Annotated in this window: 22 protein-coding genes; 4 read left to right on the top strand and 18 right to left on the bottom strand. The window is 68.0% G+C overall.

Going from position 1 to position 25,417, the window contains the following annotated elements:
• Nucleotides 1-32 precede the first annotated feature (32 nt).
• Complete coding sequence (locus AC3WON_RS01940) at nucleotides 33-455, bottom strand: Fur family transcriptional regulator (RefSeq protein ID WP_010814233.1); 423 nt, start codon at nucleotides 453-455, stop codon at nucleotides 33-35.
• Between the two features lie 99 nt (nucleotides 456-554).
• On the opposite strand from AC3WON_RS01940, the gene AC3WON_RS01935 reads away from it, so the two are divergent.
• Nucleotides 555-2,738, top strand: coding sequence for a TonB-dependent siderophore receptor (locus tag AC3WON_RS01935; protein WP_492350996.1), 2,184 nt, complete (start codon nucleotides 555-557; stop codon nucleotides 2,736-2,738).
• Nucleotides 2,739-2,740: 2 nt separating this feature from the next.
• Nucleotides 2,741-3,958, top strand: a complete 1,218-nt coding sequence (locus tag AC3WON_RS01930) for an acetyltransferase domain-containing protein (RefSeq protein WP_492319084.1) — start codon at nucleotides 2,741-2,743, stop codon at nucleotides 3,956-3,958.
• Between the two features lie 29 nt (nucleotides 3,959-3,987).
• Here AC3WON_RS01930 and AC3WON_RS01925 read toward each other — a convergent pair whose 3' ends face one another.
• The 11 genes from AC3WON_RS01925 to AC3WON_RS01875 all read right to left on the bottom strand — a co-directional run bounded on the left by AC3WON_RS01925 (nucleotide 3,988) and on the right by AC3WON_RS01875 (nucleotide 18,365).
• Nucleotides 3,988-5,775, bottom strand: coding sequence for an efflux transporter outer membrane subunit (locus tag AC3WON_RS01925; RefSeq protein ID WP_492350995.1), 1,788 nt, complete (start codon nucleotides 5,773-5,775; stop codon nucleotides 3,988-3,990).
• Nucleotides 5,776-5,814: 39 nt separating this feature from the next.
• The gene (locus tag AC3WON_RS01920) at nucleotides 5,815-7,776 is read right to left on the bottom strand and encodes a glycosyltransferase (protein ID WP_492319086.1); all 1,962 of its coding nucleotides are present in this window, start codon (nucleotides 7,774-7,776) and stop codon (nucleotides 5,815-5,817) included.
• 2 nt (nucleotides 7,777-7,778) lie between these two features.
• Entirely contained in the window at nucleotides 7,779-9,131 is a 1,353-nt protein-coding gene (locus tag AC3WON_RS01915) for a hypothetical protein (RefSeq protein ID WP_492350994.1), read from the bottom strand.
• Nucleotides 9,132-9,158: 27 nt separating this feature from the next.
• Nucleotides 9,159-10,538 (bottom strand): HlyD family secretion protein, encoded by a 1,380-nt coding sequence (locus AC3WON_RS01910; protein ID WP_492319088.1) that lies wholly within the window; start codon nucleotides 10,536-10,538, stop codon nucleotides 9,159-9,161.
• A 515-nt stretch (nucleotides 10,539-11,053) separates the two neighbouring features.
• Complete coding sequence (locus tag AC3WON_RS01905) at nucleotides 11,054-12,520, bottom strand: MFS transporter (protein ID WP_492319089.1); 1,467 nt, start codon at nucleotides 12,518-12,520, stop codon at nucleotides 11,054-11,056.
• A gap of 44 nt (nucleotides 12,521-12,564) precedes the next feature.
• Nucleotides 12,565-14,478, bottom strand: coding sequence for a TRAP transporter large permease (locus AC3WON_RS01900; RefSeq protein ID WP_492350993.1), 1,914 nt, complete (start codon nucleotides 14,476-14,478; stop codon nucleotides 12,565-12,567).
• Complete coding sequence (locus AC3WON_RS01895) at nucleotides 14,475-15,104, bottom strand: TRAP transporter small permease subunit (RefSeq protein ID WP_492319091.1); 630 nt, start codon at nucleotides 15,102-15,104, stop codon at nucleotides 14,475-14,477. The genes AC3WON_RS01900 and AC3WON_RS01895 overlap by 4 nt, the downstream gene beginning before the upstream one ends.
• 25 nt (nucleotides 15,105-15,129) lie before the next feature.
• Nucleotides 15,130-16,173, bottom strand: coding sequence for a TRAP transporter substrate-binding protein (locus AC3WON_RS01890; RefSeq protein ID WP_200872559.1), 1,044 nt, complete (start codon nucleotides 16,171-16,173; stop codon nucleotides 15,130-15,132).
• Between the two features lie 387 nt (nucleotides 16,174-16,560).
• A complete protein-coding gene (locus tag AC3WON_RS01885) occupies nucleotides 16,561-17,256 on the bottom strand; it encodes an intradiol ring-cleavage dioxygenase (protein ID WP_492319092.1) in 696 nt (231 codons plus the stop codon).
• Between the two features lie 66 nt (nucleotides 17,257-17,322).
• Entirely contained in the window at nucleotides 17,323-17,532 is a 210-nt protein-coding gene (locus AC3WON_RS01880) for a hypothetical protein (protein ID WP_035819482.1), read from the bottom strand.
• 365 nt (nucleotides 17,533-17,897) lie between these two features.
• The gene (locus AC3WON_RS01875; protein WP_492319093.1) at nucleotides 17,898-18,365 is read right to left on the bottom strand and encodes a nucleoside deaminase; all 468 of its coding nucleotides are present in this window, start codon (nucleotides 18,363-18,365) and stop codon (nucleotides 17,898-17,900) included.
• A gap of 265 nt (nucleotides 18,366-18,630) precedes the next feature.
• On the opposite strand from AC3WON_RS01875, the gene AC3WON_RS01870 reads away from it, so the two are divergent.
• Both AC3WON_RS01870 and AC3WON_RS01865 read left to right on the top strand, forming a co-directional pair.
• Nucleotides 18,631-19,302, top strand: coding sequence for an ankyrin repeat domain-containing protein (locus AC3WON_RS01870; RefSeq protein WP_492319094.1), 672 nt, complete (start codon nucleotides 18,631-18,633; stop codon nucleotides 19,300-19,302).
• Nucleotides 19,303-19,377: 75 nt separating this feature from the next.
• Nucleotides 19,378-19,908 carry a MarR family winged helix-turn-helix transcriptional regulator gene (locus tag AC3WON_RS01865; protein ID WP_492350992.1) on the top strand — a complete coding sequence of 177 codons (531 nt, stop codon included), beginning with the start codon at nucleotides 19,378-19,380 and terminating at the stop codon, nucleotides 19,906-19,908.
• Between the two features lie 37 nt (nucleotides 19,909-19,945).
• Here the strand turns inward: AC3WON_RS01865 and AC3WON_RS01860 are convergent, their stop codons facing one another.
• The 6 genes from AC3WON_RS01860 to AC3WON_RS01835 form a co-directional block, all read right to left on the bottom strand.
• Entirely contained in the window at nucleotides 19,946-20,461 is a 516-nt protein-coding gene (locus tag AC3WON_RS01860) for an aromatic-ring-hydroxylating dioxygenase subunit beta (protein ID WP_492350991.1), read from the bottom strand.
• A 36-nt stretch (nucleotides 20,462-20,497) separates the two neighbouring features.
• Entirely contained in the window at nucleotides 20,498-21,787 is a 1,290-nt protein-coding gene (locus AC3WON_RS01855; protein WP_492350990.1) for an aromatic ring-hydroxylating dioxygenase subunit alpha, read from the bottom strand.
• A 12-nt stretch (nucleotides 21,788-21,799) separates the two neighbouring features.
• Nucleotides 21,800-23,080 carry an NAD(P)/FAD-dependent oxidoreductase gene (locus AC3WON_RS01850; protein WP_492319097.1) on the bottom strand — a complete coding sequence of 427 codons (1,281 nt, stop codon included), beginning with the start codon at nucleotides 23,078-23,080 and terminating at the stop codon, nucleotides 21,800-21,802.
• 11 nt (nucleotides 23,081-23,091) lie between these two features.
• Nucleotides 23,092-23,397, bottom strand: a complete 306-nt coding sequence (locus AC3WON_RS01845; RefSeq protein WP_013952434.1) for a non-heme iron oxygenase ferredoxin subunit — start codon at nucleotides 23,395-23,397, stop codon at nucleotides 23,092-23,094.
• An 82-nt stretch (nucleotides 23,398-23,479) separates the two neighbouring features.
• Nucleotides 23,480-24,526, bottom strand: coding sequence for a branched-chain amino acid ABC transporter permease (locus tag AC3WON_RS01840; protein WP_492351005.1), 1,047 nt, complete (start codon nucleotides 24,524-24,526; stop codon nucleotides 23,480-23,482).
• On the bottom strand, nucleotides 24,526-25,410 hold the full coding sequence (locus AC3WON_RS01835) for a branched-chain amino acid ABC transporter permease (protein ID WP_492319098.1): 885 nt from the start codon (nucleotides 25,408-25,410) through the stop codon (nucleotides 24,526-24,528). Before AC3WON_RS01835 ends, AC3WON_RS01840 begins: the two co-directional genes overlap by 1 nt.
• Between the last annotated feature and the right edge of the window lie 7 nt (nucleotides 25,411-25,417).

Here is a 25,417-nt window from a genome sequence, read left to right as displayed (position 1 = left end):
ACAGTTGGCCGTGCCCCGAGTACGCCCGCCGTTCAGTGGTCCCGAGCTGCCGCCTTGCGCCGCTTGCCGGGCTTGCTGGCGCAGTCCGGGCAACGCCCCAGTAGCGTCAGCTCGTGGTGCTCCACTTCGAAACCCGGTGGCGTGATCTCTTCCAGATGCCCGGGGCACCCTTCCAGCGGGAAGACGCGGTCGCACGACAGGCACTGGAAATAGTGCCGGTGGGTCGCGGCACCCGGCACTTCCGACAATTCATAGCGGTCCGGCTGGCCCGGCAGTTCGACTGCATGCACCTGCTCGCCTTCCACCAGGGCACGGATGTTGCGATAGACCGTGGCCAGTCCTAGTGAGGGCACCTGGTGCTGGGCCGCGGCCAGGATCTCGGCCGGGCTCAGGGGCCGGCCGGCTTCGCGCAGCGCGTCGATGACGGCGCCGCGTTGACGGGTCATGCGTTCCATGACTAGAATCTTAATGAGAAAATATTATCATTAGTGGGTCGCTGCGGTTTGCCAGTCGGATGGCCGCCGCCGCGACTCGTTTTTATTGGGGTGTTCCTTATGCTGCTTGCGCAGCTCAGCCGTGCCCGGCGCCGCGCGCCGTTTTCGTTCCTGCCTGTTGTGCCAGACTTGCGCCCGGTCCAGGCGCGTTCATTGCGGCCGGTGGCCGCCCTGATGCTGGCGATGTCCGGCCTGGCCGAGGCGGCGGATACCGCCGAGGCCTCCGATATTACGCTGCCGGCGGTGTCGGTGGTCGGCACGGCCTCCGCATCATACAACCCGCCCGACGCCTCCGGCGCGACCCGCACCGACACGCCGCTGCGCGAAATTCCACAGTCGGTGCGCGTGGTGCCACGTGCCATGCTGGACGATATCGCCGCGACCCGTTTCGACCAGACCTTCGACTATGTCAGCGGCATCGCACGCCAGAACAATTTCGGCGGCCTTTGGGACAACTTTGCCATGCGCGGCTTCACCGGCCATGAGAACACCGGCGCGGGCTACCTGGTGAACGGCTTTGCTGCCAACCGCGGCTATACCGCGCCGATGGATGCGGCCACGATCGAACGCGTGGAAGTGCTCAAGGGCCCGACGTCATCGCTGTACGGCACCAGCGAGCCGGGCGGCACCTTCAACGTGGTCACGCGCCAGCCGCAGTTCCGGCCCGCGCAGCGCTATGGCTTCGAGCTTGGCCCGCGCGACGGCTATCGTGCCACGGCCGATGTCACCGGCCCGCTCGGCGAGAACGTGGCCGGCCGGCTGATCGCCGTGGCCGACCACCAGGGCAGCACGCGCGACTACATCAACAGCCAGCGCTCCCTGGTGGCGCCGTCGTTTACCTGGACGCTGGGCAACGACACCGTGCTGCAGTACGCGGCCGAATTCCAGCGCTACACCACGCCGATGGACCGCGGCGTGGTGGCCGTCAACGGCCAGCTGGGCCGCATCCCGCGCTCGCGCTACCTGGGCGAGCCCGGCGACGGCGACATGCGGCTGGACAGCCAGTCGCACCAGTTCAGCGTCGAGCACCAGTTCAATCAGAACTGGAAGGGCAGGCTCGGCCTGTCGTATCGCGGCGGCGCGCTGACGGGGCATAGCAGCGAGGCGACTTCACTGGCCGCCGACGGCCGCACGCTCTGGCGCCAGCGCCGCTACCGCGACTTCCAGTCGGACGATGTCTCGCTGCAGGCCAGCGTGACCGGCAAGTTCAGCACCGGCCCGGTCGGGCATGAACTGCTGATGGGGGTGGATGCCTACCGCTTCGGCAATACCATGGCGATCCTGCGCAAGAACCCCAGCGCCGCGGCGCCGTACGCGATCGACATCTACGACCCGGCCTATGGCCAGCCGGCGCCGCCGATGCCGTGGAACATGGACACGTACGAGCGCCAGCGCAATCTCGGCGCCTACGCGCAGGACCAGCTGAGCCTGGGCGAGCGCTGGCGCGTGCTGGCCGGCGTGCGCTTCGACGCCTTCGACCAGTCGCTGGACAACCACCTGCGCGGCACACGCACCACGCAGCACCAGAGCGCGGTGTCGCCGCGCGTGGGCGTGAGCTACCTGGCCAGCCGGAACGTGTCGCTGTTTGCCAATGCCAGCCAGTCATTCCGTCCCAATGCCGGCGCCGACGCCGCGGGCCAGCCGTTCGACCCCGAGCGCGGCCGCGCGGTGGAGGCCGGCATCAAGTTCGACAGCGAGGACCGCCGCACCGGCGCCACGCTGGCTATCTTTGAGATCCGCAAGCGCAATGTGCTGGCCACCGACCCGTCCGATCCGTCCTTCTATATCGCCGCCGGCGAAGCGCGCAGCCGCGGCCTGGAGCTGGACGTGGCCGGGCAGCTTGGCACGCACTGGCGCGTGTCGGGCAGCTTTGCGCTGACCGATGCCGAGATCACGCAGGACACGCGACTTGCCGCCGGCACGCCGCTGTCCAACGTGCCGCGCACCAGCGGCAGCGTGCTGGCGGTGTATGAGGATGCCGCGCCGGTGGGCCAGCGCTATGGCGTCGGGGCCGGCCTGCGCTACGTGGGGCGGCGTCCGGGCGATGTGCAGGACAGCTTCTCGCTGCCGGCCTATGTGCTGGTGGACCTGCATGGCTACTGGCAATACAGCCGCAATGTGCGCGTGTCGCTCAACGTGGGCAACCTGTTCGACAAGACCTATTACGCCAGTTCGTACAGCAGCCTGTGGATTGCGCCGGGCGCGGGCCGCAGCGTGCGGCTGGGCGTGCAACTGAGCTATTGACGATGCTGCCAGCCAAGGTGCGCACTGCCGCGCCCCAGTCTTCTCCGACAGTCTTCCCTTCTGCCGCGGTCGCGCGGCCGGCCGGCGGCCGGCTGCTGTCCATCGACGCTCTGCGCGGACTGGTGATCCTGATCATGCTGCTGGACCACGTGCGGGACATGTTCTTCCTGCACGTCCAGGTGGCCGATCCCATGGATGTCGCCACGACCTCTCCGGCACTTTTCTTCAGCAGGCTCGCCGCGCATCTGTGCGCACCGGTTTTCATCTGGCTGGCCGGCGTATCGGCGTGGCTCTACGGTGCCGCCGGCCACGACCGGCGCGCCGTCAGCGGCTTCCTGCTCAGGCGCGGCGTGTTCCTGGTGCTGCTGGAGGTGACGCTGGTCGGCTTTGCCTGGACCGGGACCTTGCCGCCGCAGGTGATCTACCTGCAGGTGATCTGGGCCATCGGCCTGAGCATGATGGCGCTGGCGGCACTGGTGTGGCTGCCGCGGGCGGTGCTGATTGCCGCGGGCATTGCGCTTGTTGCCGGCCACAACCTGCTGAGTCCGCTGCATTTCCCGGTTGACAGCGCCTGGCACGTGCCCTGGGCCATCCTGCACGACCGCACCTGGATCGAGGTGGCTGACGGCTTCAGGGTGCGTACCTCATACCCGGTGCTGCCGTGGATCGGCGTGATCGCGCTGGGCTATGCGGCGGGGCCGTGGTTTGCCGCCACGGTGCCTGCCGCGGTACGGCAGCAGCGGCTGGCTGGTCGCGGGCTGGCGGCGCTGGCAGGCTTTGCGGTGCTGCGCGCGCTGAACGGCTACGGGCAGGAGCAGAAATGGCTGGCGGGCAGCGATGCCTTGCATACCGCGATGAGCTTCCTCAACGTCACCAAATACCCGCCGTCGCTGCTGTTCCTGCTGCTGACACTGGGCGTGGGCTGGTTGCTGCTGGCGTGGCTGGAGCGAGCGCAGGGCGGCTGGATCGCGCGGCGCCTGGCCGTGTTCGGCGCCGTGCCGATGTTCTTCTACCTGCTGCACCTCTACGTGCTGCAGGGGCTGTACCAGGCCTGCGTGCACCGCTGGGGCCTGAACCAGGGCAGGGTGTTCGGCCTCGACCACGTCTGGCAGCTGTGGCTGGGGGCGGCCGTGCTGGCCCTGGCGCTGTGGCCGGCGGTGCGCTGGTTCGCGGCGCTGAAGGCAAGGCGGCGGGACTGGCGCTGGCTGAAGTACTTCTGATCAGCGCCTGGGTCCCGCACGCCCCTAGCTTAGCGCGGCGTAGCCGCGACGGGTGCCGGCTGTGCCGCCGCCGGGGATTGCGCCGGAGCCTGGGGTTGCGCTACAGCCTGGGGCTGGGCTGCTGCCTGGGCCGGTGCCACGGTTTGAGGCTGTGCGGCGGCTTGAGGCTGCGCCACGGCCTGGGGCCGCGCTACGGCCTGAGGTTGTGCCACGGCTTGAGGCCGTGCCACCGCCTGGGGCTGTGCCGCGGCTTGCGGCCGCGCGGCGGGTGCCTGGCGTGCGCCGCCATTGGCCGCCGGCGCAGCCTCGGTCACCTCGCGCCAGCCGCCGCCCAGCGACTTGTACAGCGATACGCGGCTGGTCAGGCCGGCCAGCTTGTACGTGATCAGCGCCTGCTGCGCGGTGTAGAGCTGGCGCTGGGCGTCGAACACACCGAAGTAGTCGTCCACGCCGTTCTTGAAACGCATTTCCGACAGCCGCCGGGTCTCGCTGCCTTCGCGCACCAGGGCTTCCTGCGCCTGCACCTGGCGCTCGTAGGTGGCGCGTGCCGCCATGCTGTCGGCGACCTCGCGGAACGCGGTCTGGATGGTCTTCTCGTAGTTGGCGATGTTGATGTCCTTGCGCACGTTGGCCGCATCCAGCCCGGCCCGGTTGCGCCCGGCGTCGAAGATCGGCACGGTCAGCTGCGGCGCGAACACCCATGCCATGCCGCCGGAGAACAGCCCCGCCAGGCTGCTGCTAGCTACGCCCAGCGCGCCGGTCAGCGAGATGCGCGGGAAGAACGCCGCGCGCGCCGCGCCGATATTGGCGTTGGCCGCCTTGAGGCGGTGCTCGGCGTTGAGGATGTCGGGGCGGCGCACCAGCACGCTGGACGGCAGCCCTTCGGGGAACTCGCTCACCAAGGCGCGCGCGTCCAGCGGATCTCGCGCGGCCGCGTTGGCGTTGGCAGTTGCCGCGCCGGCATCGGTCACGGATTTCGGCAACGGGCCGCCGATCAGCAAAGACAGCGCGTTCTCATCCTGGGCCACCTGCCGCGTGTATTGCTCAACGCCCACCTGCGAGGTCTGCACCTGGGTTTGCGCGCGATGCTGGTCCAGTTGCGCCATCGCACCGACCTGCCGCCCGCGCCGCACCATCTCTGCCGCGTCCTGCTGTGTCTTCAGCGTGTCCTGCGACAGCTTCAGCAGTGCGCGGTCGGCCAGCAGCGTCAGGTAGGCGTTGGCCACCTCGGACACCAGGCTGATCTGCGCACTGCGGCGCGCTTCTTCCGTAGCCATGTATTCCTCGAGCGCGGCATGCTTGAGGCTGCGCACCCGGCCGAAGAAATCAAGCTCGAACGCGGTGAAGCCGATGCCCGCGTTGTAGGTGGTGATCTGCGGCGACTGGCCCGCCGCGCGCAGCCGTTGCGGCAGCCGCTGCGAGACCATGCCGGCATTGCCATCCACCGTGGGGAATTGCGCCGCGCGCTCGATCTGGTACAGCGCGCGCGCTTCGTCGATGGCAAGCGTGGCCATGCGCAGGTCGCGGTTGTTGGCCAGCGCCAGTTCGATCAGCTGGCGCAGTTGCGGGTCGACGAAAACATCGCGCCAGCCCAGGTCCGCGGCCGAAGGGCCGGCGGGTCGGGCCGGCTGGCCCGGCTGTGCCGCGCCGGCCTGCGGGGTGCGGTAGGCAGCGCCTTCCGGCCACGCTGACGGGACCGGCGCGTCGGGGCGCTGGTACTGCGGCTCGAGCGTGCAGGCCGCAAGGGCCAGCACGAGTGCGCCGGGCAGCAGCAGGCGCGGCGGGGGCAGGGTACGGGGGCGTGGCAGGCTTCGCATGGATGGTTCCGGAGAGTGGGGATTGTTATCTGGCATGGTTCAGCCCAGCAGCGCGCGCCGCACAAAGCGCGACAGCGCCAGCTTGGGCTGCCCCTGCCGGGCAATGTTGTGTGCGGGATCGGTGAACAGCAGCCGGATCAGCGCGTGGCGCGCCGCCATGCCGGCGTTCAGGGCGATGCCCAGCAACTGGCCGTCGCGGCGCACCACGCGGCACGGGATCCAGCCGGTCTGCGCCAGCCACAGCGCGCCCTCGGTGCCGGCGGGAATGGCCGGCGCCAGCGGCGTGGTGACGGCCACGCCGTTGCAGGAAAGATCCCTGGTGGTGACGCGGTATTCCTTGCCATGCACGCGCAGCAGCGCTGCCGCGCGGTGCGGGAAGCGCTCTTCCTTGCGCGGGCGCGGCAGTTCCACGCAGACCAGCAGCGAGGCCAGGTACAGCATCAGCGCCACCCCGGTCCAGATGGTGTTGAAGGCGAGCCCTTGCGCATCGGGGTCCACCACCAGGGCGCGGCCCAGTCCCAGCGCGGAGAAGCCCAGCAGCCCCGCGTACAGCGCCGCGAACTTGCCGTGGATTACCAGCTTGGAGCGGTCCAGCCCCTTGTTCGTGACCTTGAACGGCCGCCCGAACGGCTTGAACATCGCGCTCACCAGCGATGCGGTGACGGCCAGAGCCGCCACGATCTGCGTGACTTCGGTGAAGATCGGCAGCGCGCGCTGGCCGGTGATCCAGATGCTGTACGCCCAGTACGCCACCAGCGCCGGCAGGCCGTAGGCGAGGAACTGCAGCGGCTCGCCGTAAAGCGTGGAGACGCCGAGGTACCAGTACAGCAGCGGCCCTGCCAGCAGCATCAGCGTGAATGGCCGCGACAGCCAGTGCAGCAGGCCGTGCACGTAGTGCAGCCGCTGCATCCCGGTGTAGCCGCGCCCGCGCAGCGGCCCGTCCGCGGTCAGCGCCACCTGGATCGTGCCCAGCCCCCAGCGGCTGCGCTGGCTGATGTACTCGGGCAGGCCTTCGGCTGACAGGCCCACGCTCAGGCGCTCATTGAGCCAGCGCGTGATATAGCCGTGCGGCAGCAGCCGGTAGGTCAGGTGGATGTCCTCGGTCACCGTGCCGGTGGGGAAGCCGCCGATCAGGTCGATCAGGTCGCGCCGCACCACGAACGAGGTGCCGATGCAGAACGCCGCGCCCCAGGCGTCCTTGGCCGGCTGCATCACGTCGAAGAAGGCGCGCTGTTCATCGACCCAGCATTCGGTGGCGCGCAGGTTGTACTGGATCGGATCCGCGTTGTAGTAGAACTGGGGTGTCTGCACCACGCCCACGCGCGCATCGCTGAACAGGCCCACGGTGCGCAGCAGGATATTGCGATGCGGTGCGAAGTCGGCGTCCAGCACCAGGATGTAGGGCGCGCCGCCGGCCGCGGCGCTGTGGCGCAGGCCGTTGTTGAGATTGCCGGCCTTGGCGTGGGCGTTGTCCGGGCGCGTCACGTAGTGCGCGCCGACGCGTTCGCAGAACTCGCGCAGCCAGTCGCGGCGGGTGTCGTCCAGCACCCAGACGCGGAAGTCGGGATAGTCTATCGCCAGCGCCGAGACAATGGTCTTCTCCAGGATGTCCAGGCCTTCGTTGTAGGTGGCGATGAAGATGTCCACCGGCGGCACCTGCTTCGCGCGGCGCAAGGCGGCCTCGCCCGCATCGGCGTCGGGGGTGTGGTTGCTGGTGCGCGCCAGCACCACGATCGACAGCAGCGTATAGGCCAGCGTCATGCATTCGAAGGCAAAGAACACATGGGCCCACACGCTGGCGAAGGTCATCTGCCAGTCCGGCAGTGTTTCGCGGATGCGCCAGGTCAGGTACACCGCCAGCAGCAAGGCGGTGACGCCGCCGAACAGCACGCGGTCCGCCGGCCGGTCTTGCCGGCACAGCATCGAGAGCAGCACCATCGCCAGCAGCACGCCGCCGTTGATGACCAGCAGCGTCTGGTTTTCCAGAAACAGGGCGAACATCGTCACTCCTTGGCGGCGGTGTTGACAGGGGCGGTTGCAGGTGCCGCGGCCGCAATGGCCGGCGGCGGGCAGGACGGTTCCAGGCATCCGCCCGGACGGAAGGGGTTCCAGCGCGCCGCGGCCAGCACGGCCCATGCGGTGGCGCCCAGGTGGGGCAGGTGGAAGTAGTGGAAGTCTTCCGTGGTCGAGGTGGGCCCGATCGACAGCCCGGTGCTGATGCGCGCCTCGGGCGTGGCGTAGAGCATCCCGGACGGCGCCCGCTGCGACAGCAGCAGCTGCCACAGCGGCTGCGCCTGTTGCGCCTGCCCGGCGGCCTGCAGCACCAGCGCGGCCTGCCCGGTGCCTTCGGTCCAGATGCCGTCGGGGCCGCCCTTGAAGCCGTAGCCTGCGCCGGCGCGATGCTTGGCCTCCACCCACGCCAGGTTGCGGCGCCAGTCCTGCGGCGGGTCCGGGATCGCGATCAGCGGCCACAGCACTGCGTCCAGCGCGGACGGGCCGGCGTTTGGCGCGCGCCCATCGTCGCGCGTGCCGATGATGAAGCGGCCCTCGCGCGCCTGCCACATGGCGCTGACAAAGCCGCGCGAGCGCGCCGCGCCATCGCGCCAGCGCGCATCGTTGCGCTGGCTCGCGAGCCAGCTGAAGGCGGCATAGGTATCGACGTTGTGCTCGGTCGACTTCCAGCCCTGGCGGGTCTGTTTCGGCTCATGGCCGAAGAAGCCGCCGATATAGCCGGCGGGCGCGCCCGAGTCGGGCACGATGGCATGCACCCAGCCCATCAGCGCGGCGGCGCCATCGAGGTAGCGCGCATCGCGCGTGGCGTCATGCACGGCCAGCAGCAGCAGCGCGGCCCAGGCGACGTTGCCGGTGGCGGTGCCGGCCTGGTAGGCATCTTCAAACCAGCGCTTGCTGGGCTCGTCCCACCAGCCTGGCAGGGGCACCGGGCCGGCCGGCAGCGGGCCGGCGCGATAGGCGTTGCGCAGGCGCGCATCGCGGAAGTGACGGTCCTGGCGGGTTGCCTGCAGCACGGCGTCGGCAATGCGGCGCGCTTCGGCGGGACGCTTGCACGCCACCAGCGCGATGCCGGCCAGCGCGTTGTCGTAGACGAAGGCGGCATTGCGCAGCGCCGGGGCCAGCGGCTCGCCGCCCGGCGCGGGTTCATAGCTGGCGAGGAAGACGGGGCCGTTGCCGCTTTCACGGCTGACGCGCTCGGCCAGTGTCTTGCAGCCGTCGGCCAGCAGCGTCTGCTGGGCAGGCTCGGCAGCGCGCGCCGCGCCTGGCGCCAGCACGAGCACGGCGGGCAGCAGCGCGCCGGCAACCAGGCGGGGCAGGCGTGTCGTCGGGATCGGCAGTCGCATCCGGGTCTCCTTTGCCTGCGTCGGCGGTTATATCAGCGATGCCCGCAGCTGGCCCAGCCAGCTCTGGTTCAGCGTCACGCGCGCCCAGCGGCCCATGCCGCAATGGCCCGACTGGCTTGGCCCTGCCGCTGCCCGTGTTGCTGTCGCTGAGGCAGCCGCCTTGCCCGGCACGTTGTCCAGCGGGCGGTCGAGCTTGGCGATCACATAAATCTCGTTCTTCTCGATCGGCGGGAAGGGCACGAAGTAACGCGCCTGGTCGCCGTCCGGCGCGCGCGGCAGCACCTCTGCCACCGATGCCGGCAACGCCGTGGGCACGCCGTCGACATTCACGTTCAGCCGTGCACCGGGCAGCAGGTTGTCGCTGAGGCTGCGCGGGAACACCGCCACCACGCGCGTCTGCGCGCAGTTGCTGGCGCGCGCCAGGGTGGCGCCGGCGGCCACGCGCATGCCGGGCTGCGCGATCAGGTCTTCGATGGTGCCGGGTTCGGCCGAGCGGATCTCCAGGTTCGAGAGCCGGTCGAGACGTTCCTGTTCCGTGGCGATCATCTCGTCGACCGACTTGCCATAGGCCTCCAGTTGTTCCAGCTCTGCCGTCAGCTGTGCCGATTCCGCGCCCAGCACCTGGCGCCGCTGGGCCAGCGTGGCGCTGGGGCCATCGGTGGATGAGGCATAGACCTTGTTGCGCGCGGCCTCGCTCACGCTGACTGCGTTATCGAGCTCGGCCTTGGCCGCCGCCTTGGCATTGGTGAGCATCGACAGCTGGTAGCGCGAGGCATTGGTGTAGGCCTCGCTGACGGCCCCGGCCCACTGCATGCTCTGGTTGCGGTTGACCACTTCCTGCTGCTGGTCTTCCTGCGCCCTGGCCGATGCCAGGCGCGCCTCCAGGGCGCGCACGCGCGCCCCGTGCTCGCGTTGCGCAGCGCTGTTGTAGCGCTGCAGGTCCTGCTCGGTGGCGGCCATCAGCCGGCGGTTGCTTTCCAGCCGAGCGCGGGCGGAGTCATGGCGCTGCTGGTTGTCGAGCTTCTTGCCGGTCAGGTCGACCAGCAGCGAACGGTCGATGTTCGGGTTCTGCACGACCATCAGCGCCTGGTTGGCCGAGAACGGCTGGCCCGCGGCCACCATCTGCTTCATCACGATGCCTTCCACGGGAGAAGTCACCAGGCTGACCGGGCTGTTCACCACGGCCCGCTCCGACGAGCGCGTAAACACATTTGGAAACATGATTGTCAGCACGGCCCAGATGATGAACAGCACCACGCCGTAGCCCGCCATGCGCGGCACGATGTGCCAGAGCGGCACGGTAACGGGCTGCGGGCGTTGCACCAGGCCGTCGCCGTGGGGCTGGCGCAGCGGAGCCGGGGTCAGCGGGTGTTGTCTGGGTGGCGGATTATTGCGCTGGTCGGCCATGGTGGTGTTCTCCGGCAAGCAAAGTCAAAAAGCGTCCCCGCCGGCATGCACAGGTGCATGCCGGATGAGCGAAATTCCAGGCAAGCGGGTACCGTCGCGCTAGGACTGTCGCGCGGTGCCCGGCTTGCATGTCCCCAATTCAGCTTGTTGTCTGCAGCGCGCTCGATGTGGCCAGGCCGTATCGGTGCGCCTTGCAATCGGGCCGACAAGCGGCCCGTGGATTTGCCCGGCTTCATCCGGGCAGAGTTGAACAATGGCCAGTCAATGGCCAAGAAGTGGCAGCCCGCTGACGCAAAGATTCATGCACTCAGGCCGCCGTGTGTGAGTTAAAGGCTAGTCAGTTGCCCCGTCCCTTGCTGTAAAAATGTGTAAGGGGAGGCTGTAGCACTGCTTAACACGGCAGTAACATGGCATGCGACGAACGACGAATGGAGCACAAATTGACGGGGCTTTGACGCAGGTGAAGAAATTGAATCCGGCAGCGATGGCAGTTGGCGCGCGCTGCGGTCACGCGGCTAATCGTCGGCGGCGAGTGGCGGCGCGATGTGCTCCAGCGGCCGGCGTTCGGCGTCGATGCCGAAGCGCAACGCCAGCAGCCCGGCGACGATCACCAGCACCGCGCCGAAGCCGTAGCCTGCCGCCACGGCTTCGCGGCTGCCGCTTTCAATCAACGCGCCCAGCAGCACTGGCGCGATAAAGCCGCCGGTGCCGGTGCCCACGGCATAGAACACCGAGATCGCCAGCGCGCGCATTTCCAGCGGGAAGACTTCGCTGGCGGTCAGGTAGGCGGAGCTGGCCGCGGCCGAGGCCAGGAAGAATACCGCCGACCAGCACAGCGCCTGGCCGCGCGCATCGAGCCAGCCTTCAACGAAGGCCCAGCCGGTCAGTGCCAGCCCGATGCCGGACAGTACATAGGTGGCGGCAATCATGCGCCGGCGCCCGATGTGGTCGAACAGCGGGCCAAGCAGCAGCGGCCCCAGGGCGTTGCCCAGCGCAAAGGGGAAGATATACATTGCCACGCGCGCTTCCGGCACGGCATAGAAGCGTGTCAGCACCAGCGCATAAGTGAAGAAGATCGCGTTGTAGAAAAAGGCCTGCGCCACCATCAGCGCCAGCGTGATCATGCTGCGGCGGCGGAAGCGCCGCAACAGCAGGCGCATGACTTCGCCCACGCCCGGCGCGGCGCGCCGGCGCATCGCCACCGCGACGCAATCGGGTGCCACCGGCGGCAGCGGGCCGTGGCGGGCGCGCACCTCGGCCTCGATCGCGGCGATCACGCGCTCGGCCTCTTCCAGCCGGCCGTGGGTGGCAAGCCAGCGCGGGCTTTCCGGCACATGCTTGCGCACCAGCACGATGGCCACGGCCAGTACAGCGCCCAGCGCGAAGCAGACGCGCCAGCCCCAGACCGGGCCGAACACGCGCGCATCGAGCAGCACCAGGCTCAACCCGGCGCCGAGTGCCGCGCCCAGCCAGAAGCTGCCGTTGATGGCCAGGTTGACGCGCCCGCGCACGCGCGCCGGGATCAGTTCGTCGATGGCGGAATTGATGGCCGCGTATTCGCCGCCGATGCCAAGGCCGGTGAAGAAGCGGCAGGCCGCAAAGAAGGCAAAGCCGGGTGAGAACGCGGTGGCCAGCGTCGCCACCATGTAGACCGCGAGCGTGGCCAGGAACAGCCGCTTGCGCCCGAGCCGGTCGGCCATGCGCCCGAACACCAGCGCCCCCAGCACCGCGCCGGCGATATAGAGCGAGCCCGACCAGCCCACCTGCGTCGCGGTCAGGCCCAGCGTATCGGGGCGCTCCAGCACGGCGCCGACCGAGCCCACCAGCGTGACTTCCAGGCCATCGAGGACCCAGGCAACGCCCAGCGCAATCGCCACGCGCCAGTGCCAGCGCGACCATGGCAGGCGGTCCAGCCGCCCCGGAATGTCGGTGCGGAATGCGGTGTCGACGGGAAGGCTGGCGAGGGCGGTATCGGTTGGCATTGCCAACCAGTATAGGAAACGGGGGCAAACGGGTGCCGCAGCGTTCAGCGGTACAGCACCGTGGGCAGCCAGAGGCCGATGCCGGGGAAGACGTAGAGCAGCACCAGCGCAATCAGCTGGATGCCCATGAACGGCAGCATGCCCAGGAAGATCTGGTTCAGCGTGACATGCGGCGGCGCCACGCCCTTCAGGTAGAACGCGGCCATGGCCACCGGCGGCGACAGGAAGGCGGTCTGCAGGTTCAGCGCCACCAGCAGCCCGAAGAACAGCGGGTCGATGCCGAAGTTGTCCAGCAGCGGGATAAAGATCGGCATGAAGATGATGATGATCTCGGTCCATTCCAGCGGCCAGCCGAGCAGGAAGATGATCAGCTGCGCCAGGATCATGAACTGCACCGGCGACAGGTTCAGCGACAGCACCCATTGCTCGACCAGCGCCTGTCCGCCCAGCAGCGCGAACGCCGCAGAGAAGATCGACGAGCCCACGAACAGCCAGCACACCATGGCGCTGGTCTTGGCCGTCAGCAGCACCGATTCCTTGACCACGCGGAAGTTCAGCTGCCGGTACGCTGCCGCCAGCAGCGCGCCGCCGAGCGAGCCCACCGCCGCGGCTTCGGTCGGCGTGGCCAGCCCGAACACGATCGAGCCCAGCACCGCTAGGATCAGCAGCGCCAGCGGGAAGAACGACGACAGCAGCATCTTGAAGATTTCCAGCCGCGCCAAGCTGAAGCGCCAGTAGAAGTACACCAGCACCGCCGCCACGGCCGCCAGCGTGATCCAGAACCAGCGGGGCGCAGATACCGCAGCTGCCGCCGGCACTGGCGCTGGCTGCGCCCCGGCTTGCGCTGCGGTCGTGGGTGCAGGAGTGGTTGCGGCGGGAGCGGCCGGCGCTGCGGGCGCAGCTTCCACTGGCGGCGCCTGCAGGTCGTCGAGTGATGCGCTGCTTTCCTCGGCGCCTCCCATCGACAGCGGTGCCTCCACCGCGACGCTGGCGGCGGGCGCGGTGACCGCGCTGTATATCGTTCCCATCACCAACACCACGGCGATCGCCGGCAGCAGCACGATGCCCAGCTGGCGCGCGAACACTGCCGTCGGCAGGTCGGCATTGCGCGGGCCCTTGAGCGCGCGCATCAGGCCGGCACCGAGCGCAGGCAAGGCATGGGTGGCGCCGCCGGCTTCCAGCGTGCGCGCCACCGGCGGCAGCGGCACCACCCGCTCGGCTTCCGGCAGCGGCGGCGCGAGCGCGGGCTTGAGCTTGGCCAGGATCAGGATGTAGAGGATATAGAGCCCGGTCAGCATCAGGCCCGGGAAGAACGCGCCCGCATAGAGCTGCACCACCGACACGCCCGCGGTGGCGCCGTAGACGATCAGCAGCACCGACGGCGGGATCAGGATGCCCAGGCAACCGCCCGCGGTGACCGCGCCGGCCGACAGCGAGGTGTTGTAACCCGCGCGCAGCATGGCGGGGAAGGCGAGCAGGCCCATCAGCGTAACCACGGCGCCGACGATGCCGGTGGCGGTCGCGAAGATCGCGCAGGTCACCAGCGTGGCCACCGCGAGCGAGCCGGGAATCCATGCCAGCGCAAGGTGCAGGCTGCGGAAGAGCTTTTCGATCAGGTTGGAGCGCTCGACCAGGTAGCCCATGAACACGAACAACGGGATCGAGATCAGCACGTCGTTGGTCATGACCGCATAGGCCCGCTGCACCATCAGGTCCAGCGTCTGCTGCACCGCGATCGAGGGGTCGGCGTGGCGGTAGGCCAGCCAGGAGAACAGCACGCCCATGCCCATCAGCGTGAACGCGGTGGGGAAGCCCAGCATGATCGCCACCACGATCAGCGCCAGCATCAGCAGGCCGAGATGCCCGTTGGTCCAGTCCGCCGGCGCGGGCATGAACCACGCCACGGCGCCGACGATCAGCACCATCAGGGAAACGCCGAACCACAGTTCCTTCCTCATCGGCCGGCTCCAGGCTGGTCGTCGCGCGGCGGCGGTGACTCGGCCAGCTCAGCGGTAGGGGTGCCTTGCACCATCTCCTTGAGCTGCTCGACATCGACTTCCTCGACATCGCCTTCGCGCAGCGGCCAGCTGCCGTTCGCCAGGCACAGGATGCAGCGGATGGTCTCGGCCACGCCTTGCAGCAAAAGCAGCGCGCCGGCCACGGGAATCACTGCCTTGAACGGATAGATCGGCGGGCCGTCGGCGGCGATGGAAGAGTGTTCGTCCTGTGCCAGCGAGACCTCGAAGAAATCGATGCCGGCCCAGGCCAGCGCAATCACCCCGGGGAAGAAGAAGGCCAGGTAGAGCACCAGGTCGATTGACGCCTGCATCCGCGGCGACAGGAAGCCGTAGAGGATGTCGCCGCGCACGTGGCCGCGCTTGGCCAGGGTATAGGCGCCGGCCAGCATGAACAGCGTTCCGTACAGCATATTGCTGGCGTCGAACACCCAGGCGTGCGGCGTGCCTAGGACATAGCGCGAGAACACCTCGTAGCTGATCATCAGCGTGAGCCCGATGATCAGCCACGCGCCGGCCTGGCCGACGAAGGTGCTGATGCGGTCGATGCCAAGCAGCAGGCGTTGCACGGTTTGGCCCCCGGAGTGGCGCGGCTCAGGTGCGTTTGGAGAAGTAGTGGCTCGTTGCCAGCCGGAAATCGACGTTAGTGTCGTTCTGCCAGCGCGTGGCGCGCTCGGCGAAGGCCTTCATCGAATCGTTGACCTTCTTGAACATCGGGTTTTCTTTTTCCTTGCGCGCCACGATCTCATCCCATACCTTCAACTGCGCCTGCAGCACCGAGTTGGGGGTCGCGTAGAACTTCACGCCTTGCTTCTGCAGCGCCTGGTAGTCCTTGGAATAGCGGTCGATCGCCTTGATCGACATATCCGCGGACGCCGCCTCCACCGCGTTGGCGATCAGCGCCTTGAGCTTGGCCGGCAGCGCGTCATAGCGTTTGCGGTTGAACAGGATCTCGAACTGCTCCGAGGGCTGGTGGAAGCTGCGCAGCATGCAGACCTTGGACACGTCCTGGAAGCCCAGCGCGCGGTCGGAGCTGGCGTTGTTGAACTCGGCTGCATCGAGCAGCCCGCGGTCCAGCGCCGGCACGATCTCCGCGCCCGGCAGCGCATTCACCGCGGCGCCCAGGCCGGTGAAGATGTCGATCGACAGCCCGACCGTGCGGAACTTCAGCCCCTTGAAGTCTTCCGGCTTGGTGATGGGCTTCTTGAACCAGCCCAGCGGCTGGGTCGGCATCGGGCCATACAGGAACGACACCACGTCCAGGTTCAGGCTGCGGTAGATCTCCTGCTGCAGCTCCTTGCCGCCGCCGTACTTGTGCCAGGCCAGCAGCATGTTCGGGTCCATGCCCCAGGCCGGGCCCGAGCCCCACAGCGCCAGCGCCGAGTTCTTGCCATACCAGTACGCGATCACGCCATGGCCGCCGTCCAGCGTGCCCTTGCTGACCGCGTCGATCAGGTCGAAGGCCTTGACCACCGCGCCCGCGGGCAGCAGCTCGATCTTCAGGTCGCCGCCCGACATATTGTTTACCTTGGTGACGAAGTCGCCGGCGAACTCATGGAAGATGTCCTTGGTGGGCCAGGTGCTCTGCCAGCGCATCGTGACCGGGCCTTGCGCCTTGACGATGGCCGGGAAGCCCATTGCCGCGGCGCCCGCGGCCGCACCGGCGGCCCCCCCAAGGAAGCCGCGCCGGGAAACGCCTGGCTTGGTTTCCGCTTCAGGTTTTGCTGCGCCTGCTTTCCTTGTCCTGGATGCCATGACCGCCTCCATTTGCTATGTGTTGGATTACCCGCGAGCGCCGGCCATGGGGGCCGAGACAACTCGCCACTGACGCGAACATCGGAAAAGTCGGGAAATCTGGAGCATGCCGGGCCAGTGGCCGCGCGGCAGGGGCGGGCGTGCAGGTGGCCCGTGATTCCCTTCATGGTAGGAAAGGGACAGGGAACCACAATCTAGGGATTACCCGCGCGGTGGGGGCCCGCGCACTTTGGCGGGGCCGGCCGATGCCGCGGACCTGGGGCTGGGCGCTCAGGTGCGGGCGATGCCGACCGTGAACTCGGCCTCCAGCAGCCCCGCTGTATCGGCAGCCTGGCGCACGCGCATCTGGTTCGGGTGCGACCCCGCGATCGGGTCCTGCGTGGTGGCGCGAGACGGCACGCCGCGCGCGCGGTAGGCCGGGTGGCTGCCCAGCACCTCGCGGTTCAGGGTATCGCTGAAGTACAGCTGGCTGGTCAGGGCTTCCGACCGCCCCAGCAGCACCTTGAAGTGGATATGGATGGCGCGTGGCGCGTACCAGCCGGGATAGATCGACGTGAACGTGGCCACGCCGTCCTGGCTGGTAGGCTGGACGCCACGCAGGAAACGCGCCTGGCGGTTGCCGCGGCCCTCGCCGCTGTAGTTGCCGTCGGCATCGCAGTGCCAGATGCTGACCAGCGCACCCGGCACCGGCCCGCAGCCGCGCCCGGCATCCACCACCCGGATGCGCAGCCGCAAGGGCTGGCCGGGCCGGTCGTCGCGGATGTCGGTGCGCACCAGGGCATCGTCAAGGTAGAAGGGGCCTTCGGTGGCGGCGGGCGTCAGCAGGCAGGCGGCAGGAGTGGCTGCTGCCGCCCCGGGCGCAATGCCGGCAGCGGCAAGCAGGCCGCCCAACTCATGCAGGAAGCGGCGGCGCGCCGCGTCGGTGGCTGCCGCGCTATCGGCGCCAATTGCCGGGCGCACTGTCATGGTGGGCTCCGAGGTGATCCGCGTGCGCCTTGCGGCGCGTGGTGCTGCCGCGCTGGCGCCGGGACGTCAGCGTCCCATCGCCTTGAGCATCGAGTAGCCGTGGCTGGTGATGCGCGGCTCCTGCCGGCGGCCGTGCAGGATCTCAAGTTGTACGAGTTGCTTTTCGACCAGTGCCTTCAGGTCGATGGGGTCGATCTGGCGGGAATCGCTGGAATCGAGGGAATCGGGGCCGTCGCTCAGCAATAGCAGCGTGGCAAGTTCATGCGGGCTCAGCACGTTCGTCTCCTTGGCTAGAGGGGGGCGTTTGCTGGGAGTCTGCGCGGCGCAGCAGCGCCAGGCGCGGGAAGATTGTCAAGAAGCCCTGGAGACGATGCGGCACATGCCGCCCATGCGTGCTGCGCCGCGGTGAAATGCTGCGGCGCGGCATCCTGTCTCCGGCGACTAACTGGTTTGACGAGGCCGGCAGCACGCGGTTCCGTGCAACCGCTCGACGGTTACATGTGACCGGGCGTCGCACCGCCGTCATCGTCATCCGTCGTTCATTATCAGCCTGTCACGATGACAATGTGATGGCCATGCCGATACTGTGGAATTGGGCGGCAGCCTACCGCCCTTGCACAGCTTGCGCCGCATCGCGGCGTCTATCGGCCCTGCTGCTCGCGCCACGCCTCGTACAGGTCGATGCCCTCGTCACGCGCCGGCACGTAGGCCAGCGTCATCTCCCGTTGCTCCAGCGGCCGGGCCAGCTCGATATAGCCGCGCTCCGCGGACAGGTCATAGGGTTCGCCGTCTTCATTGGAGTAGGCGTAGTAGACCGCCTTCACGCCGGCCAGGTACATTGCCGACAGGCACATCGAGCAGGGGTAGCCGCTGGCGTACACCGTGCAGCCGCTCAGGTCCGGCTTGCCCAGCGCCCGGCTGGCGGCGCGCACGGCCTGCATTTCGGCGTGTGCGCTCGGGTCGCAGGTGGCGTCTACCTCGTTCACCGCGCGGGCCAGCACCTCGCCGTCCCTGACGACCACGGCGCCAAAGGGCCAGGTATTGCGTTCGCGCACGTTCCCCATGGCGAGGCGGATGGAATCAAGCAGATAGGCTTCTGTCGTGGACACGCGTTGTCTCCGTTGAGGCCTGGCCCGTGCAGGCGGACGATGGTTCGGGCCTCGGGACTATAGGCCAGCGTGCGCCGGCATGGTGGCGTGGGCTGTTATAGGGCGTATTTGGGCCGCGCGCGAGCCGCGCCGGTTATTGGCGATGGCACTGGCGCGCATTCGAATCCTTAACTTCGCGTGGCGTGGCCCGCATGACAGAATGCGCCAGACCGCATCGATACCCCCATACCACTCACACCCGACGCATCCGCACGGAGGAAAGAACATGCTGGCGGCGCGCCTGTCCATCTGCCTTGCCCTGGTCATTGCCATGCTGACATCCATCCCAGCCGCCGCCGGCGGCCCGCCCGAACAACAGCTGCGCGAGGCCGCGGCCAGCGGCAACGCCGCGCAGGTCACCGCACTGCTAGGCCAGGGCGCCAGCATCGATGACCGCGATGCGCAGGGACGCACGGCGCTGCTGCTGGCCACGCACCACAACCGCGTGCAGGCGGCCAGGGTCCTGATCGATGCCGGCGCCGACGTGAACGCGAAAGATGCCATCCACGACAGCCCCTACCTGTACGCCGGCGCGCGCGGCTACAACGAGATCCTGCGCCTGACGCTGGCCCACGGCGCGGACCTGCGCAGCACCAACCGCTACGGCGGCACCGCGCTGATTCCCGCCGCCGAGCGCGGCCATGTCGAGACCGTGCGCACGCTGATCGCGGCCGGCGTGGCGGTGAATCATGTCAACAAGCTCAAGTGGACCGCCTTGCTGGAGGCCATCATCCTTGGCAACGGCGGGCAGGCCCATACCGAGATCGTGCGCCTGCTGGTCAAGGCGGGCGCCGACGTGAACCTGGCCGACGGCGACGGCGTCTCGCCGCTGCAGCATGCGCGCCAGCGCGGCTATACGCAGATCGAGCAGATTCTGAGCGCCGCCGGCGCACGCTGAACCTTGCGCCGCAAGGCGGCTCGCTCTCGCCTGCCTCATATATACTGTCAGTGTGCATACAAAATGGTGAGAGCGATGTCTGCGAGAGCGAAACGCAACGCAACGAGCGGCAGTCATGAGGTGGCGGATGCCGTGCCGGAAGCCGATCCGGCAAAGGAGTTGCTCTGGGCCCGCCCGGGGTTCCTGGTGCGGCGCTTGCACCAGATCCACGTCGCGATGTTCTTCGAGGAGTGCAAGTCGCCCAATATCACGCCCGTGCAATATGCCATCCTGACGGTGCTGTCGGTGCTGCCGGGATTGGACCAGACTTCGCTCGGGCAGGAGGTCGGCCTGGACCGGACCACGACCGCCGACGTCGTGCGCCGGCTCGAGGAGCGCGGGCTGGTAGAGCGCCGCGACAACCCCGCCGACCGGCGCACCCGCCATGTCCACCTGACGCGGGAAGGCAAGAGCGTGGTCACGGCGCTGCGTGGCGACATGGCGCGTGCGCAGGAGCGCATGCTGGCGCCGCTGAAGCCCGCCCAGCGCGAAGTGTTCATGGACCTGCTGGCGACGCTGGTGGAAGCCAACAACCAGTACAGCCGCACCGTGCTGCGCAGCATGTAGGCCCGACGGCGGGCGCAAGGCCCGCCGCGCCCACGCGCTAGACCGGGTAGACCAGGTCGTTGGCGATGATGGTGGTGTCGTAGACAACCTGCCGCTCGCGCAGCAGCAGCCTGCCACCCTGGCGGCGGAAGCGGTCGTAGTAGGTCCCCGCCAGGTGGATCGTGGTGGGGCCCTCCACCAGCGTCTGCAGCAGCATGTAGTTGGCCTGTGCCACGATATCGCCGACCGCGGTTTCGTCGCTGACACGCGTGTTGGTCACCAGGTGCAGGTTGTAGCGCGGCGCGAACATCTGGGTATTGGCAATCGCAGCGGCGCGGTCGCGCATCATGCCCACCCCTTCGGCGTAGACCAGCCCCACCGGCAGGTTGCGCTCGGCATTCTCGCGCGCGGTGATCCGGTAGAGCGCGTCCTCGGTGAAGAAGCGGGGCCATTGCTCGACCAGGCCGGCGTCGAGCACCGCGCAGTATTCCGCGTGGAAGGCCTCGATCTCCAGCCGCAGTTCAATGGCGCGCGCGGTGCCGAGGACGCTCTCGCGATAGAGGGAATAGTTCATCGGTTTCATGTTCTGGGGAATCCCGTTAGCCGCCGTTCAGAATCCCATCACGCCGCGGTAGTACTGGTACATCGCACGGATGGCGGATTCGGAGATCAGGGAGTTGGAGGTGCCGACCTGGTCCGGATCCAGCTTGAGCACATTGAGGTCGCTGCTGGAGCGGCGCACGCCTTCCTGCACGAACTTCATCGCCTCGTTGTCCTCCAGACCCAGGAAGCCTGCGGGGCCCATCAGGTTGCCCTGGCGCAGGCGGTGTTGCGTCATCTCCTCGGTATCGTCCTCGTAGCCGAACATGGTCCACAGCATCAGCATGCTGTCCGGCCCGTTGGGCACGATCTGGCGCACGCCGAGGGTGTTCATTTCGCGCTGCACGATCAGGTTCGGCCAGATCGTCTGCATCGTCACCGACCACGGCGAATCGAACTCTTTCACATACTCCAGGAAGCGTTCGTCCTCCAGGCGCATGCCTTCATGGTATGAGCGCATCTCCTTCTTGTTCTCGTCGCTGACCGCCGCGTACTTGTCCTCCTTTTTCGCCGACGCCATGGTGCCGTGCCGCCCGTGCACAGGATCGGCGATCATGGCGCTTTCATTGCCCGCCACCAGCAGTCCGAACACCACCAGGAAGGAGTGCAGCAACGTGGCGTGGTACGGGTCCTTGAGGTTCTCGTGGTACATCTTCCAGTTGCACGGGAGTTCGTTCTTGTAGTACCCGAGCACCTTGAGCGGCTTGCCGTTGAAGACGATGTCGAAGTCCTTGAGGATCTCCGGCGTCAGGTAGTCTTCCAGGCCTTCCATGTCCGCCGCGTACGAGGCGAAGACCACGCCGTTGCGCGTGGCCACGTTCAGCTTGACCAGGCCGTGGTCCTCGTTGCGGAAGTCCCTGGGCATGCCGCCCGCGCGATTGACGCCGCGCTTGAACGGAACGCCCTGCAGGTTGCCCTTGAGGTCGTAGGACCACTGGTGATAGGGGCAGACGAATTCCTTCGCATTGCCCTGGCTGTGGCGGCAGAATTCGGCGCCGCGGTGCGCGCAGCGATTTTCGAAGACGTTGACCGAGCCGTCTTCGGCGCGCGACACCACCACCGGCGTCGCGCCGACATAGGAGCGCTTGTAGTCGCCGGCGTTGGGGATTTCCGCTTCGAGCGCGACGTAGTTCCAGGAGCGTCCGCGAAAGATCTTCTGCAGCTCGAGGTCATGCACTTCCTTGCTGGTGTAGACCCAGTCCGGGATGTAGTGCAGGCTGTCTTCGGGCCAACGGCAGTCGGCCAGGCCGGCGTCTTTCTTGCCCAGCGTGTGCTGGATCACCGCTTGTGTCTGGTACATGTGGGAGTCCTTTCAGAGTGTAGTGGGGCTGGCCGCTGCCGTCGGGAGCTCGCGCACCAGCTGTCGCAGCGGCAAGGCGTCATCGCACAACCGTGGCAGCAGGTCTTCGACGGCATGGCCGAAGAGCGCGCGCAGCGGCCGCAGGTCGCCGCCGGCATTGATGGCGATGGCGTGGCTGAGCCGGCCGTGCCGGGTGCCGAGCAGCATGAACCTGGGGCAGGGCGCGTCGCTGGCGGCGATGCCGCGCCAGGCATAGCGGGTATCGGGAGTGGCCGCGCCGAGCATCTGCACGTTGCAGCCGAACTGGTCGGTCCAGAACCACGGCATCGCCGCGGGTTCGGCCTGCACGCCCAGCATGGCCGCGGCGGCGATGCGCGCCTGCTCGTTGGCGCTTTGCCAGGATTCCAGCCGCATGTGGGCGCCGAACCGAGGCTGGTACTGACTGCAGCAGTCGCCCGCGGCATAGATGCCGGCCGCGCTGGTGCGGCCCTGCTGGTCGACCTGGATGCCGCCGTTGGCTGGGTCCAGCGCCAGGCCGGCGGCGGCGCCGAGCGCAACCTCGGGCGTCAGCCCGATCGCGACCACCACCAGCGGCGCCTGCAACGCCGCGCCGTCCGCAAGCCTGACCAGCACGCCATCGGCCCGCGGCACCAGGGCCGCGATGCCGCAGCCGAGCCGCAGCTCGACGCCTTGCGCAAGCACGCGCTGCGCCAGCCAGCTGCCAAGCTCAGGCGGCAGCGCGCGGCCGAGCAGCCGGTCGGCGCTTTCGATCAGCGTGAGCCGGAGGCCGAGTCCGGCCGCGGTCGAGGCCGTCTCCAGGCCAAGGAAGCCGCCGCCGATCACGATCACCTCACGCGCGCGCTGCATGGCATCGCGCAGGCGGGCGGCGTCGTCGAGCGTGCGCAGGTAGTGCACGTGGGGCGTGCCCGGGGGAAGCGTAGGCAGGACGCGCGCATTGCCGCCTGTGGCGAGCAGGCAGGCGGCGTAGCGAATGGCCTCGCCGTCGGCGCAGTGCGCCACGCTGTGCGCGGGGTCCAGCGCGGTGACCGTGGTGCCAAGCCGCAGCTCGATCTCCTGCCCGGCATAGAAGCCGGCGGGGTGCACGCCGATCTTGCCGTCCTGCGCGGCATCGGCGAGCACGGACTTGGACAGCGGCGGGCGTTCGTACGGTGCATGGCGCTCGCCGCCGGCCATGACGATGCGGCCACGATGGCCGAGCCTGCGCAGTTCGGCAGCGGCCATCGCGCCTGCCTGGCCGGCGCCGACAATCAGGATGGGCGTGTCTTGTGGCATGCTCGGCTCCTTCAAAGCTCGACCCACACCCGGCTGTCTTCGAACTTGACCGGGTAGGTGCGGATGTCGCTGGTGGCAGGCGCGCACATCGCCTTGCCGGAGCGGATGTCGAAGCGGGCCTGGTGCAGCGGGCACTCGATGCAGCCGTCTTCCAGGTAGCCGTCGGACAGCAGCGCGTACTGGTGCGTGCAGACGTTGTCGGTGACGAAGTACTGGTCGTCGCTGCGATAGACGGCGAGCTGGCGGTCCCCCAGCGTGAGCGGCATTACCTCGTCGTTCTGCAGGCCGTGGGCGGCGTCGATTTCAATCCATGCCATGGCGATCTCCGTGAATTTAATTTGTCAGTATGCTGAATATATAAGATCAGTGTACTGATGTTTGTTGCTCGCAGTATTCTGGTTAACCCTGGACCGGGTTGGCCGCGCCGGATCGTGCTGACCCCACCGCGGGCGCGCCGGCCTGCAGCGACGGGCGGGCCTGCCAGCGCGCCAGGATCTCGCCCATGATGCCGCGGCGGAACGTCAGCACGCACACCACGAAGATCAGCCCCGTCACCATGCTGACCGATTCGCCCAGCGTTTCGAACCAGCTGATGCCGGTCATGGCCGCGAGCGCATTGCCGGCGTCGCCCAGCTTGTTTTCCAGCGCCACGATCACCAGGGCGCCGACCAGCGGGCCCGACAACGTGCCCATGCCGCCGACCAGGGTCATCAGGATGACCGTGCCCGACATCATCCAGTGCACGTCGGTGAGCGTGGCAAAGCCCAGCACCAGGGTCTTGAGCGCGCCCGCCAGCCCGGCCAGCGCCGACGACAGCACGAACGCCAGCAGCTTGAAGCGGTCCGCGTCATAGCCCAGCGAGATGGCACGCGGCTCGTTCTCCTTGATCGCGCGCAGGATCTGCCCGAACGGCGAGTTGACGATGCGCATGATGCCGAGAAAGGCCGCTGCGGTGATCAGCAGCACGACGTAGTACATGGTGTGGTCCGACGCCAGCGGCAGCACGCCGAACAGGTCGCCCCGCGGCACCGCCTGGAGGCCGTCTTCGCCACCGGTCGCGGGCGTCTGCAGGCAGAAGAAATAGAACATCTGCGCCAGCGCCAGCGTGATCATGGCGAAGTAGATGCCCTGCCTGCGTATTGCCAGTGCACCAAACACCAGGCCGAGCAGGGCACCGAAGGCGGTGCCTGCGAGCAGGCCCAGCTCCGGCGTCAGCTGCAGGAACTTCATCGCATAGCCGCAGGCATAGGCGGCGCCGCCGAAGAAGGCCGCGTGGCCGAACGACACCAGGCCGGTGTAGCCCAGCAGCAGGTTGAAGGCGCAGGCAAAGAGCGCGAAGCACAGCAGCTTCATCACCAGCACCGGGTAGGCGCCCAGCCAGGGCGCAAGCAGCAGGACCGCCAGCAGCAGTCCGTAGGCGAAGGTTGCACGCTTTCCGCTTGCCATCATTTTTCCTTTCCAAAGAGCCCGGCGGGGCGCACCAGCAGCACGCACACCATGGCGACGAAGACCACCGTCGCGGAGGCTTCGGGGTAGTAGACCTTGGTGATGCCCTCGAAGACACCCAGGCCAAGTCCGGTGAAGATCGAGCCAAGGATCGAACCCATGCCGCCGATCACCACCACGGCGAAGACCGTGATGATCAGGTTCTGGCCCATCAGCGGCGAGACCTGCATCACCGGCGCGGCCAGCACGCCCGCCAGCGCGGCCAGGCCCACGCCGAACGCGTAGGTCAGCGTCACCAGCAGCGGCACATTGACGCCGAAGGCCTCGACCATGCGCGGATTCTCGGTGCCGGCGCGCAGATAGGCGCCCAGCCGCGTCTTCTCGATCATGAACCAGGTGGCAAAGCACACCGCCAGCGACGCCAGCACCACCCATGCACGGTAGTTGGGCAGCACCATGAAGCCCAGCTGGCTCACGCCAGACAAGGCTTCCGGCGTGGGGTAGGGCAGGCCTGAGACGCCGTAGACCGAGCGCAGCGCGCCTTCGATCAGCAGGCAGATGCCCAGCGTCAGCAGCAGCCCGTACAGGTGGTCGAAGCGGTAGAGGTGGCGCAGCATGGTGCGCTCAAGCACCACGCCGAGGGTCCCGGCCAGCACCGGTGCCAGCACCAGCATCAGCCAGTAGTTGAGCCCGAGGTAGTTCAGGCCCATCCAGGCCAGCACCGCGCCAAGCATGAACAGCGCGCCGTGCGCAAAGTTGATCACGTTGAGCAGGCCGAAGATCACGGCCAGCCCCAGGCTCAGGATCGCGTAGAACGAGCCGTTGACCAGTCCCAGCAGCAACTGGCTCAGCAGCGCGGGCAGGGGCACTCCAAACAATTCCATGAAAAGT

The organism is Cupriavidus sp. FW305-46, from assembly GCF_058787075.1.
Note: the sequence above shows the minus strand (reverse complement) of the source record. Positions and strands in the feature narration are given on the sequence as shown.